14 protein-coding genes are annotated in these 11,265 nt (G+C 45.2%); 6 read left to right on the forward strand and 8 right to left on the reverse strand.

Annotated elements, in window-relative coordinates:
• Window positions 1-83: 83 nt before the first annotated feature.
• Complete coding sequence (locus ACSVDE_RS01680) at window positions 84-515, forward strand: NUDIX hydrolase (RefSeq protein ID WP_439299228.1); 432 nt, start codon at window positions 84-86, stop codon at window positions 513-515.
• Here ACSVDE_RS01680 and ACSVDE_RS01685 read toward each other — a convergent pair.
• Both ACSVDE_RS01685 and ACSVDE_RS01690 read right to left on the reverse strand, forming a co-directional pair.
• A complete protein-coding gene (locus ACSVDE_RS01685; protein WP_439299229.1) occupies window positions 512-1,336 on the reverse strand; it encodes a YihY/virulence factor BrkB family protein in 825 nt (274 codons plus the stop codon). The two genes, ACSVDE_RS01680 and ACSVDE_RS01685, sit on opposite strands and share 4 nt — an antisense overlap.
• A 158-nt stretch (window positions 1,337-1,494) precedes the next feature.
• A complete protein-coding gene (locus ACSVDE_RS01690; protein WP_439299230.1) occupies window positions 1,495-1,812 on the reverse strand; it encodes a DUF3870 domain-containing protein in 318 nt (105 codons plus the stop codon).
• A 144-nt stretch (window positions 1,813-1,956) separates the two neighbouring features.
• Here ACSVDE_RS01690 and ACSVDE_RS01695 point away from each other — a divergent pair, with 144 nt between their 5' ends.
• Window positions 1,957-2,865: a fumarylacetoacetate hydrolase family protein gene (locus tag ACSVDE_RS01695; RefSeq protein ID WP_439299231.1), complete on the forward strand. Its 909-nt coding sequence runs from the start codon at window positions 1,957-1,959 to the stop codon at window positions 2,863-2,865.
• Complete coding sequence (locus tag ACSVDE_RS01700; protein WP_439299232.1) at window positions 2,843-3,634, forward strand: SDR family oxidoreductase; 792 nt, start codon at window positions 2,843-2,845, stop codon at window positions 3,632-3,634. Before ACSVDE_RS01695 ends, ACSVDE_RS01700 begins: the two co-directional genes overlap by 23 nt.
• Before the next feature lie 111 nt (window positions 3,635-3,745).
• On the opposite strand, the gene ACSVDE_RS01705 is transcribed toward ACSVDE_RS01700, so the two are convergent.
• From ACSVDE_RS01705 to ACSVDE_RS01715, 3 genes are read right to left on the reverse strand one after another with little or no spacing between them, the layout of a single operon-like run.
• Window positions 3,746-4,642, reverse strand: coding sequence for an alpha/beta fold hydrolase (locus ACSVDE_RS01705; RefSeq protein WP_439301912.1), 897 nt, complete (start codon window positions 4,640-4,642; stop codon window positions 3,746-3,748).
• A gap of 30 nt (window positions 4,643-4,672) precedes the next feature.
• On the reverse strand, window positions 4,673-5,257 hold the full coding sequence (locus ACSVDE_RS01710; protein WP_439299233.1) for an MFS transporter: 585 nt from the start codon (window positions 5,255-5,257) through the stop codon (window positions 4,673-4,675).
• The gene (locus ACSVDE_RS01715) at window positions 5,254-6,687 is read right to left on the reverse strand and encodes an FAD-binding oxidoreductase (RefSeq protein WP_439299234.1); all 1,434 of its coding nucleotides are present in this window, start codon (window positions 6,685-6,687) and stop codon (window positions 5,254-5,256) included. The genes ACSVDE_RS01710 and ACSVDE_RS01715 overlap by 4 nt, the downstream gene beginning before the upstream one ends.
• Window positions 6,688-6,802: 115 nt before the next feature.
• On the opposite strand from ACSVDE_RS01715, the gene ACSVDE_RS01720 reads away from it, so the two are divergent.
• The gene (locus ACSVDE_RS01720) at window positions 6,803-7,366 is read left to right on the forward strand and encodes a hypothetical protein (RefSeq protein WP_439299235.1); all 564 of its coding nucleotides are present in this window, start codon (window positions 6,803-6,805) and stop codon (window positions 7,364-7,366) included.
• Window positions 7,367-7,618: 252 nt separating this feature from the next.
• On the opposite strand, the gene ACSVDE_RS01725 is transcribed toward ACSVDE_RS01720, so the two are convergent.
• On the reverse strand, window positions 7,619-8,788 hold the full coding sequence (locus tag ACSVDE_RS01725; protein ID WP_439299236.1) for a lamin tail domain-containing protein: 1,170 nt from the start codon (window positions 8,786-8,788) through the stop codon (window positions 7,619-7,621).
• Window positions 8,789-9,204: 416 nt separating this feature from the next.
• On the opposite strand from ACSVDE_RS01725, the gene ACSVDE_RS01730 reads away from it, so the two are divergent.
• On the forward strand, window positions 9,205-9,405 hold the full coding sequence (locus ACSVDE_RS01730; protein ID WP_226548119.1) for a cold-shock protein: 201 nt from the start codon (window positions 9,205-9,207) through the stop codon (window positions 9,403-9,405).
• A 145-nt stretch (window positions 9,406-9,550) separates the two neighbouring features.
• Complete coding sequence (locus ACSVDE_RS01735; RefSeq protein WP_439299237.1) at window positions 9,551-9,877, forward strand: four-helix bundle copper-binding protein; 327 nt, start codon at window positions 9,551-9,553, stop codon at window positions 9,875-9,877.
• A gap of 56 nt (window positions 9,878-9,933) precedes the next feature.
• On the opposite strand, the gene clpP is transcribed toward ACSVDE_RS01735, so the two are convergent.
• The gene (clpP, locus tag ACSVDE_RS01740; RefSeq protein WP_439299238.1) at window positions 9,934-10,518 is read right to left on the reverse strand and encodes an ATP-dependent Clp endopeptidase proteolytic subunit ClpP; all 585 of its coding nucleotides are present in this window, start codon (window positions 10,516-10,518) and stop codon (window positions 9,934-9,936) included.
• Between the two features lie 18 nt (window positions 10,519-10,536).
• Window positions 10,537-11,196 carry a sigma factor-like helix-turn-helix DNA-binding protein gene (locus ACSVDE_RS01745; protein WP_439299239.1) on the reverse strand — a complete coding sequence of 220 codons (660 nt, stop codon included), beginning with the start codon at window positions 11,194-11,196 and terminating at the stop codon, window positions 10,537-10,539.
• Window positions 11,197-11,265 lie beyond the last annotated feature (69 nt).

Genomic DNA, 11,265 nt, shown 5'->3' on the forward strand with positions numbered 1-11,265 from the left:
TGAAAGAAGAAAAAAAGGAGAATGCTAAGGTCGGCTCGAAAATAGAGTCGACCTTTGTAATTTTATTGAGAGGAGTACCGACTATGAAGAAAATCCACGTTGCATCCGCCATCCTTTTTGATGAAAGTGGAGAGCGGGTCGTTATGGTAAAGAATAAAAAGGAAGATTCGTACTTCTGGAGTGTACCGGGTGGTGCTGTTGAAGAAGGTGAAACAATCGAACAAGCAGCGGTCAGGGAAACGAAGGAAGAAGCAGGACTCGATATTGAAATTACTGGGCTGCACTCAGTCCGTGAAACTATTTTTCAAGAACGCGGACATCAAGTGGTCTTCTTTCATTTTTACGGAAGAATTATTGGAGGAGAATTAAGAAGTGCTGATCCCGATAACGATATCTTAGAAGTTGAATGGGTTGATTTAAAGATAGCCAATGAACGTATGGATTACTTGCCGGAGTCCTTCAGAATTACCGGACCAAACAAGGGAATTCCGTACTTCTATCAAGGCGTCGTTTAACACTCGTGATTGTATTTCTTTTTGAACAAGAGGGCGTTGATCGTTCCACCGATGATCAAGGTTTGTGCGGTCAAGTACAGCCAGATCATCAGGATGATGAGCGTTTTGACATTCCCGTAAATGAGTGAATATTGACTATACCGTACATAGAAGGAGAAGCCGACGGAAATCAGTTGCCAGAGAACCGTCGCAGTAAGCGCGCCAGGTAACACTTCAATGAACTTCAGCCGCGCTTTTGGCACAAAATGATAGAGTACATAAAAGAACACGAACAGGACGAGACTTCCGACGATCCATTTGATCGGATTCCAAAACGTGATGATGAAGGTAAACAACCACGCATCTTTATCGATGAAGTTGAGGACGATGCGCTCTGCGACTGGTACCAATACCGATATGACCACAACACTGATGAAGGCGAACGTGAGTAGTAACCCTTCGAGCAGTTGGATGATGAACGACCTTTTTGTCGTTTGAGGATAGCTTTCATTGAGAATTCTCGAAAAGGATTGAATGGCGAACGAAGAAAGCCAGATGGAAGCAAGGAAACCGAACGTCATCAAGTTCTCTTCCTGGTTGGCGAAGATTCCAGTCAACGTTTCTCTAAGAAAGTAGATCGTTTGTTCAGGTGCATATGGTTCCACAAGGTCAAGCACGGAACCTGTGTTTAACGGGAGCTTCCCGACCAGAGTGATGACGACAATGAGAAATGGAAAAAGAGACAACAGGAAATAATACGACATCTGTGCAGCAAGGTCGTAGATTTTACGATTGAAAAATTCTCGGTAAAGTGCTTTTACCAGCCAAAAGACAGTACTCACAGATCATCCCTCATTTTCATCACTATGCTTGGTATAACCAAAAAGAAGGAGTTTATGAGAGGAGAGATCGTTTTTATTTGATTGTGCAGGTCAATGCGTAGTGCTCGCTCCAAAAATAAAAACCCATTCATGAGAATGAGTTTTTCATCGAATATAATTTATTTGATGACATGTGGGGTTTTATATTGCTTATAAGCGTCGAGCACTGCTGCTAACAATACGGATTGCGTCTTCCCGTAATAGTGATTCTCTATTTCCTTGTTGATTGCATTCAATCCATCACGCATACTTAAGCCCTTAATCAGCCTTCCTAAATAGTTTTGGGCATGTGTGGTGTCGAGTGTACAGTCTGCCCAGACTATGACACCATACAATTTATCTACTTCTAAAGTTACTGTAACGGACTGATTTAAGTCGTTCAAAACCATGCTGTTTGGTAGACGTGCACTTCCAGAAATCAAAAGTGTATGGGACATCGTTTTCCTCCTAGAAATATGACGAATTAATTCTCACGTATATATTTGACATAATAGTTTTGATTCCTTCATTAATTTAATCGTTCTCATTCAACGATTTCAGCCCGTTAGAAAAGGGTAAGGTTTGGAGAAGGAGGGATTGATGTGCGGTTAGCGACTGTACGTATTGGAGACGTGGAAAGCGCGGCAATCATAATTGACGAACGTGCGATTTTGATTGCCGAGGTGAACAAATATTTGAATATCAAACATCCGGAAACGGTGTTCGAACTCATCCAGCCGGAGGCATTCGGCTTGTTGAAAAGCTGGTGGGAAACCTTGGATAAAGAGCGGCTTGTCGAGGACATCGGACATCCAGTGGAGGACATCCAGTTTGCCCCTTTATACCGGCATCCGAGAAAAATTTGGGGCATCGGCTTGAATTACGTAGAGCATGCTTCGGAATTATCGGAGAAAGCTCCGTCGACGGAACCTGCAAGTTTTATGAAGCCGGACACGACGATTATAGGGGCAGGTGATGCGATTGAAATTCCAGAGCAATCGGAGCGCACAACGGCTGAAGCGGAGCTCGGCGTTGTGATTGGTAAGACGTGTAAAAACGTATCGGAGGAGGAAGCTGCTGATGTGATTGCGGGTTTTACGACGATCATCGATATGACGGCAGAAGATATTTTGCAGCAGAACCCGAGATACTTAACCCGATCGAAGAGCTTCGATACGTTTTTCAGCTTCGGTCCGGAACTCGTCATACCTGATGAGGTTGATGATCTCGATAGTCTCCAGGTCACGACGGTCATCAATGGCAGTGTGCACCGATTCAATCAGGTGAAAAACATGACCTTCGATCCGTATCATCTCGTCAGTTTCCACTCGAAAGTGATGACATTACATCCAGGGGACATCATTTCAACCGGGACGCCAGGTGCTGTCGTCATAAGGGATGGAGACGTTGTGGAGTGTCAGATTGACGGCTTTCGTCGATTGGTCAATCCGGTAAAAGATCTGAAGGCAAGAAAGGGAGAGGCGATAGATGGACTTACAACTGAAAGGTAAAAGCGTCATTGTAACAGCAGGCAGTAAAGGCTTAGGCAAAGCGACAGCGATGGAATTCGCAAAGGAAGGCGCACACGTTCTGATAGCGAGCCGGAACGAACAACAGCTGCAGCAAGCGAAGGAAGAGATTTTCAAAGAAACACGCAACGAGCATGTGGACTATGTCATTTGCGACATCACAGATCCGGATCAAATCAATCACCTGGGGGACTATGCGGTTGAGAGGAACGGCACAGTGGACGTGCTGATCAACAATGCGGGTGGACCACCGGCAGGCAGGTTTGAAGATATGCGAGACGAAGACTGGCAGAAGGCGTTCGAATTGAACCTGTTGAGTTTTGTGAGATTAACGCGAAAAGTCATCCCACATATGCAAAAGCAACAGAGTGGACGAATCGTCAATTTCGCTTCGTCCTCAATCAAGCAGCCCTTGGATAATCTGATCCTTTCGAATACATTCCGCGCTGGGATAGTGGGACTGGCGAAGAGTCTGTCACAGGAGCTGGCAGAGTATCAGATTCTCGTCAATACGATTGGACCGGGACGTATTGCTACCGATCGGGTAGCGGAACTTGATGAAATCCGTGCTGGAAAGCTCGGCATTCCGTTAGAGGAGCATGTGGACAATACAGCTAAGAAAATCCCACTTCAGCGGTACGGAACCCCAGAAGAGTTTGCAAAAATGGTCGTATTCCTCGGCTCAGGAGCGAATACCTACATCACCGGCCAATCCCTGCTAGTCGATGGCGGAATGGTCAAGGCTTTGTAAAATAATGAAGGGAACTTCCAGTCGGAAGTTCCCTCAATTTATGGATGATGCGGTTTTTGCGAGGTGCGAAGTCCGATTTTCGTCGATATCGCACCCCGAAATCACCACTAACTACACAGTCTTCGCCCCCAGCAAGTACTGCTTCACGACGTCCGCAAACCGGTCGGCTGCTTCATAGTGAGGTGTATGGCCGCATTCTTCAAAATGAATGATCTCACCATATTCGGCATCTTGTTCGAAAGCAGCAATATGGTGCTCACACGTGACCGCATCGTGTTCCGCCGTCATCAACAGCATCGGTCTTTTCACTTTATTCAAAGTCGGAAGAAGGTTTTCAAAGATTTTCCCCTCTTCCCGTAAACGAGTGTAATGCACCTCGGAACGGTCATACAGCTCATCGACTTCCTCATCCGTATAGCCCGCCCAGTAGTCCGTTGGGTTATCGAAGTTATACGTGTAGATTTCCATCCGCTTTTCGCCAAGTTCATCACTTAACGGCAGGTAGGACTCTACAAAATCCCTTGGCGCCAGATCCTGTTCAATCAAATCCAACGCTTTACGCGCGGATTCCGGCTTCCCATACTTTTCGAGCAGGCGAGCCGTTTTCTTCAGCAAGAACTTGGAAGTCAGCTTGAAATCGAACGTCGGACATTCGAAAATGACCCGTTCAACCGACTCGGGATACTGGCTCACATACGAAAGCGCAAGGTAACCCCCGACCGAGTGCCCAAGCAAGGACCATTTCTCGATGCCGAGCGCTTCTCTCAACGCTTCACAATCATCGACCAGATCCTGAAAGCCGAATGATTCACCTTTTTCAATTAACGCAGAACGGCAAACGCCCCGCTGATCAATGGCAATCAGGTAAAAATTGTCCTGCAATCTCTCCGGTTGGTGGGCGGAGAAATCGTAGCAGCTCTCACCAGGTCCACCGTGCAAGTAAAGGAGAGAAGGGTTCTCTTTCGATCCGTAGGTTTCAACGTAAAGGTCTTTCCCACGGATATTCATCAATTTTCCATTCAATGACAACACCTCATTTTATCGTTCTGCCCAACTACTTCTCGCCAACACCCGCGATTCCTTTTTCCAAAACGGACTGACCATAAGACCACTGACAAAATAGAGGGCGGAGCTCAAGTAGAAGATGAAATAGATCGTGAAATAGTCTGCCAAAAATCCCCCAGCAATGATGGCAAATGCAGAGAAAATGGATGTCCAGAAATGATAGCGACCGATTTTTACCCCACGATCTGCTCCATCCGAAAATTCCGCCACCATGATCTTTTCCCCGTGCTTTTGCAATGCACCGAACATTCCGAGCAAGAGCTGGATGACATACACTTGAGCAATGCTCGTCACATGCGGCAAAACGAGCAACAACCCAGCCATCCCCCAGGCATGAACAACAAGGAAGAGCCGGTGGTCCACTTTAGAGGAGAGCCGACCGATCACTGGGTGGAGCAAGGCAGAGCTGAGACCGAACAGCCCATAGGACAACCCGAACTGGGCGAAGCTCGAACCCACATTTTTAATGAACAGGATGTAGAAAGGGAAGATCAGACTGCTCGCAAAAAAGACGCTGCTCTGTGAGATGATGAGACCTTTCAGTTTCAATGCATTCATCGCTTATACTCCTCATAGAAAAAGTTGGTGAACCGCTCCTCCGGATCATACTTCAGCTTCTTTCGGAAAAATTCATCCGCACGCGGATAGGCTCGGTGAAGCTGCTCCCGGGTCGGGTAGGACATGTACGGCAGATAATAACTGCCACCGTGATCGAGGGTTACGTCGACCATCTTACGAACGATCTCCTCGGTCTTCTTCTGTTCCTTTTCAGATAATCCCTGGTTGATCAAAAGGACGAGCGCAAACATCTCTTCATCGGAATAGGACAAGACTGGTCCTTCCTCATGATTGACGTAGCGGACTGTGATATTAAGAAGGTTCAAGTCCTCTTCAGAAAGGACATCCCTCAGGTCGTCGATGTAATCAGCGAACCCATCCACTGGCACGAAATATTCTTGAAGGACGTCGGTGTCATTCTCTGCTTTATACTCCAAAAACTTCGACTCCCCGCGCATCGCATTGTTTCGGGTGATCAAGTCTCCATCCACCTGTTCAAAATACGCCTTCTGCAACGACCAGAACGAATTTTTTCCCCAATTAAAATCTCGTGCAAGGCCGAGCGCGAACTTCGTGACACCCGTCAGTTGTTCCTTTTTCAACGTATTATGTTCGCTGAGTGTCCCGTCCGCGCGCAAATAATCGGTCACATACATCTCCGTTAAAAAGGAGTCCGGAGCAGTGGAGATCCGTGCCAGGTGGAGCTGTGCATCGGGATCACCTTCTACCTCTGTCTTGAAATACTCCGAGTAATCCTTGTAATCGAGCGTTTTGGTCCTCATTTCGTAAAGCTCATCGTCCGTCAGTTGAAGCTCGACATCCAATATGACACCGAACAGCCCGTAGCCGCCGAGCGCGAGGTAAAAAAGCTCTCGATTTTCATCTCTACTGACATTCAGAATCCGTCCATCTGCTGTCAACAGGCGGAAAGATCGAACCGTACTGATCAGCGAACCTTTCCGGATATCCCTTCCATGCGCGTTGACACTGATGGAGCCTCCCACAGTGAAAATATTTTGGGACTGCATGACCTGAACCGCAAGGCCATGCGGGTTTATGTACTGCTGGATATCCTCCCAGGTGGCACCGCTCTGGACTGTGATCGTCTTCTCCTTTTTATCAAACTCTAAAATCTTGTTAAATCCGGTCATGTCAATGACGACCGAATCATGATAATACGTGTGACCGCCCATGCTATGTCGTTTACCGGCTATGGACACTCGGAGGTTCTTCTCTTCAGCCTCCTTAAGGACTTCTCGGATACTTTCAAACTCAGAACCTTTCACGACACGGTCGACTTTGACCGGCATAAGCTTAGACACATCTGTCATATATTGATTTGATGAGCTGGTGGTCGGTTCATGTAAAGAGTATGCAAAAATAGTGCCATAAAGGCCGATACAAATAAGAAGGATCAAAACTTTTTTCATATGAGCGCTCCTTTCTCTAAAAGGGATAAATAAATGTATTTAGTGTAATTTTACACTATTCGAAGGAATCTTCAATACCTAAATGGAAAATAAAAACAGAGTGGGGTGTGGTGGCATGGTTAAAACGCTGCGCATTGGGATTTTTTTGAGTATATTGTTCATGACGTTTCTGACGTGGAACCCTTCTTCAGCACAAGCATGCTCGTGTGCTGTTCCGCAATCGGCAGAGAAGGAGATGGAGCGATCCGACGCGGTTTTTACCGGAACGGTGACCAAAATAAAAAAGGTCGGCATGGGCCTCTACAGTCCGAAGAAGGTCTATTTTGATGTTGAGAAAACGTGGAAAGGACAGAACAAGTCCAAGATGTTCGTCGTAACGGGTATTGGCTCAGGAGATTGTGGGTTCAATTTTGAAGTCGGGCAGGATTATATCGTTTACGCTACAGAATCCAATGCGTACACGAACACTGCTGTATTAACGACGACACTCTGTGATCTGACGAGCAATCTATACGAAAAGGACGCCAATCCGCTTCATCCCAAGAAAGTGATTTTTCCGCCTAGTGAAGGGAAAGTGCCACCAAAAAGTCCTCCATTAGAAGAAATGGTTATGTATGCAGGAGTCTGGGCAATCTTCACTTTGTTCACAGGACTCGTTCTGTGGAAGTTTATCAAGTAGAAGACAATGAAATGGGCGCAAACAACCTGGAACTTGGGTGTGGGAGTTCAACCAGGACGCAATCCGATTTTATGAAGCGATGGGCATGTCGACACAAGTACGTAGGATGGAAATGAAGATTCAATAACGTAAAAAGGAGGTATGTATGCCTGGGTTATTGTTCCCATTAGTGATACTATTAGCTGTCATTCTTATCAGCCATGATGAATTAAAAAGGTATGCGCCCGTTAGGCTGCATACCTTTTGTTTAACTTATTTACCAGGGAGTGGGACGCCGACAGACCAATCGTTTACAGAGTCTGTGTCATTGTTGACGTCAGAGCGGTAAATCGCTTCACCTGTTCGTGCAGTGATGTTCCATCCAGAAACGTAGTTCTCGTAAGCTACGAAATCAATTTCAGCCCCAGATGGTGTCTGAAGAGATACTTGATCACCGGAGTTACCAAGCGCAAGGTTCATACCTGAAACATCCGGATTAAATCCGAATAGGCTATTGAACCCTGAAGCATCACGAGCAACGACGAGATATTGACCCGGATCGATAGTCGTGCCGTTCGGTAAGTTGAATGTACTGTAGTTGTCTTTCAAGATATAGCCGCTGATGTCCAATGTTTCGTTGGAAGTATTATAGATCTCCAGGTATTCTCCTGCACTGTCGGATCCTTCTGCATCGTAATACACTTCCTGGATCAACAATTCGTCAGAAGCTGTTCCGCCACCACCAGAGCAATCACATGTGTATCCAGCTGATTGAGCGTCTTGTTCTGTGAAAAAGAAAACACGGTCTTCAATCGGGACTTGTGTATAATTCAACGGGGTGACATATTCTTTCGTAAAATAATTTCCTACATATTTGTCTGGTTGGTCATTGAACATACGGTCACGGTATTCGAAAGGAAGTTCTTCAAGTGGGTTGGATGCATCCCATACACCGACATTGTTGTTCATTGCAGTCAACATTGCGCCACGGTAATCTTCGAATTTCGCATCTTCAAAAGGCCAGATGAAGTAAGAAATCGCATGTCCATTTTCAAGGATTGCACGGTTGACGTCCATATTCCCTTTGAAAACATAAGCAAGCAAACGTCCGAATCCATCAACTTCTTCTTGTCCTGTGACGAGCGTAATCTGTGTACCGCTTGGAAGAATGGACTTCAAATAATTTGTTGCTGCGTTTCCATGAGGATCGATTTGATTGCCAGGGTCTTTTCCGTTTGAAACGAATGTCTCAGGTGTATCGATTCCTAGGAAACGAACTTCGTCAGCTCCTCTAACTGGGCTCTGCAGCATGATGGTGTCACCATCTTTTACGTAATCGACTGTTGCTGTGTATGTACCTGCTTTCGCCGTTTCCGTATCAATGATGGAAATCGGCACAATCATGACTGCCACTAACATCCAAATGCTTAAAATCTTCTTCACTACAAAAAACCTCCCCAAATTGTTTGGTATTGCCCAATAAATGTAACAAAAGGATGTAAATGCTGTATAAAGCAGTTGTAAAAATCGATAGTGATGACTTTTGATACAGAGAAGGGTGTAGAAATCTTCTTTTCAACTGGATGAACGCCTCGAATGGACCATTTAAATATGACTTTCATCATCTTTTATATAAGAAAAAGATCAGAATAGAGACCAATGGCTCAAATTATTGAAAATTTACAAACGACTTTGTAGAAATATAAACTTTCGACAAGAAATTTGTCAGAATGTTTTTCTTGTCCAAAAGTGGGTATACTGGTACGATAAAGATAATTATTTTTGTTCGGATAGATATTTTATTTATTAGGGCAAGAATAGTAATACAATGTGCTTAATGTGCTATAGGAGGCAACAAAATGGAACAAGGTAAAGTAAAATGGTTCAATGCTGAAAAAGGTTTTGGTTTCATCGAGCGTGAAGGTGCTGACGATGTATTCGTACACTTCTCTGCAATCCAAGGTGACGGATTCAAAACACTAGAAGAAGGTCAAGACGTTTCTTTCGATATCGAAGAAGGACAACGCGGACCACAAGCTGCGAACGTACAAAAAGTTTAATCTGACTAAACCAATAGACAGGCCCCTCAATCGAGGGGCCTGTTTTTTGTTAAGAAAGTTTTTTTCAGCGCTAAATTGAAGTTTAAAGTTGGAAGCTTCCGGTAAAAGAGAAATTGTATAGGATAAAAAGGAGGCGGCTCAAAAAATGGCACATGAAAAATATCAATCTGTCGTAAGTGCTCTACATGAATGTATGGAAGCTTGTAACCATTGTTATGATGTATGCTTGCAAGAAGACGATGTGAAAATGATGGCGGACTGCATACGTCTCGATCGGGAATGTGCAGATATGTGTTCATACTTAGAACAAGCTTTAGTCCGAAACACGCCGTTCGCGTCTGAACTGGCTGCAGTATGTGCAAAGATTTGTGAAGCTTGTGGAAACGAATGCAAGAAACATGACCATGACCACTGTCAGAAATGTGCAGAAGCATGCTTCAAATGTGCGGAGGAATGCAGAAAGATTTCCTAAATCGAACCACAATGAGAAATGCCTGTCGTCCAAAGGGATGACAGGCTTTTTAGTGTTTATTTGTGTGACTTGATGATCTCATCAATGATCCCGTAAGACTTTGCTTCCTCCGCACTCAGGAAATAGTCGCGATCTGTATCTCCAGCCACTTTTTCAACAGGTTGACCGGTACGTTCTGCAATGATGTGATTCAGATGCTCCCTTAATTTCAGGATCCTTTTAGCGGAAATTTCAATATCAGTCGCTTGACCGCGAGCCCCACCTAGAGGCTGGTGAAGCATGATTTCGCTATTCGGTAACGCATATCGTTTCCCTTTCGTGCCTGCGAGCAGCAACATCGCTCCGAAAGATGCGGCCATCCCTGTACAAATCGTACTGATGTCCGGTTTGATGTATTGCATGGTATCGAATATCGCGAAGCCAGCGGAGGTCGAACCTCCTGGACTGTTGATGTAGAGGGAAATATCTTTATCAGGGTCGTCAGCAGCCAGAAATAGGAGCTGTGCGACAATGCTGTTGGCCATGTGATCGTTGATTTCGTCACTGACCATGATGATGCGGTCTTTCAATAGTCTTGAATAGATGTCATACGAGCGTTCACCGTGATTAGATTGTTCAATGACATAAGGAATCGTTGCCATTTAGAGTCCTCCTTCAACTTATGCTGCCATAGAGAGGAAGCCTGAAGGAGTGGAGGACTTCCGGGTCGGTGGAATCTCCACAGGGAACAACACCTTCACTTGATCGATCAACACTTGAGGATCTTCGGTATGGATCGCTTCATAAATCGCTGATTCCAGTTGATCTTCCTCGTCTGAAACAGGCTTCAACACTGGGGGATCTTTTTCATCCGTTAAAAGGTCGAGTCTTCTTCTCGCCCTGTGCAGCAAGGCTTTTACAGCAGTCTCAGTCATCTGGAACATCTCCGCAATCTCTGAGATCTGGAACCGGAAACCTTCCTTCAATGTAAAAATGGCGGATTGCTTCGCGGTCAGAGAGGACAGCTGTTCCATGAAGTCATATTGAGTCTGAACCTCTTCACGCTCCTCCTCAGGAATAGGTCCGACGGTTTCGCGGTTTCGTTTCTTTATTTGATCGAGCCAAAGATGATAGGCGATTTTTTTCAATAGAGCGGTTGTTAAATATTTCTCCTTGTAATGATCCAATCCTCTACAAAATGCCTCTTGGGCAAGATCTTCTCCATCCCATACATTCTTGGAAAGAAAGAGACAATAGCGTTTCAACTTGCTGTACATTTCAACTGTATGATCTGTCGAGGGCGTTTCTTTTTGTTCCATATTGCCAGGCCTGGCGAACATTTACCTCACTCCTTTTTTGCTCCTCTCTACTCTTTAAACGATTCAGGAAGGATAAAAGATATGGGCTAG

It is taken from the genome of Pseudalkalibacillus sp. Hm43, from assembly GCF_051842935.1.
Taxonomy (GTDB): domain Bacteria; phylum Bacillota; class Bacilli; order Bacillales; family Fictibacillaceae; genus Pseudalkalibacillus.

Excerpts from the sequence above, each read along its gene's own strand:
- ACSVDE_RS01735 (WP_439299237.1), top strand. The coding sequence starts at position 9,551 with ATGGCACATGAAAAATATCAATCTGTCGTAAGTGCTCTACATGAATGT.
- clpP (WP_439299238.1), bottom strand. The coding sequence starts at position 10,518 with ATGGCAACGATTCCTTATGTCATTGAACAATCTAATCACGGTGAACGC.
- ACSVDE_RS01745 (WP_439299239.1), bottom strand. The coding sequence starts at position 11,196 with ATGTTCGCCAGGCCTGGCAATATGGAACAAAAAGAAACGCCCTCGACA.
- ACSVDE_RS01720 (WP_439299235.1), top strand. The coding sequence starts at position 6,803 with ATGGTTAAAACGCTGCGCATTGGGATTTTTTTGAGTATATTGTTCATG.
- ACSVDE_RS01700 (WP_439299232.1), top strand. The coding sequence starts at position 2,843 with ATGGACTTACAACTGAAAGGTAAAAGCGTCATTGTAACAGCAGGCAGT.
- ACSVDE_RS01710 (WP_439299233.1), bottom strand. The coding sequence starts at position 5,257 with ATGAATGCATTGAAACTGAAAGGTCTCATCATCTCACAGAGCAGCGTC.
- ACSVDE_RS01730 (WP_226548119.1), top strand. The coding sequence starts at position 9,205 with ATGGAACAAGGTAAAGTAAAATGGTTCAATGCTGAAAAAGGTTTTGGT.
- ACSVDE_RS01690 (WP_439299230.1), bottom strand. The coding sequence starts at position 1,812 with ATGTCCCATACACTTTTGATTTCTGGAAGTGCACGTCTACCAAACAGC.
- ACSVDE_RS01715 (WP_439299234.1), bottom strand. The coding sequence starts at position 6,687 with ATGAAAAAAGTTTTGATCCTTCTTATTTGTATCGGCCTTTATGGCACT.
- ACSVDE_RS01680 (WP_439299228.1), top strand. The coding sequence starts at position 84 with ATGAAGAAAATCCACGTTGCATCCGCCATCCTTTTTGATGAAAGTGGA.
- ACSVDE_RS01705 (WP_439301912.1), bottom strand. The coding sequence starts at position 4,642 with ATGAATATCCGTGGGAAAGACCTTTACGTTGAAACCTACGGATCGAAA.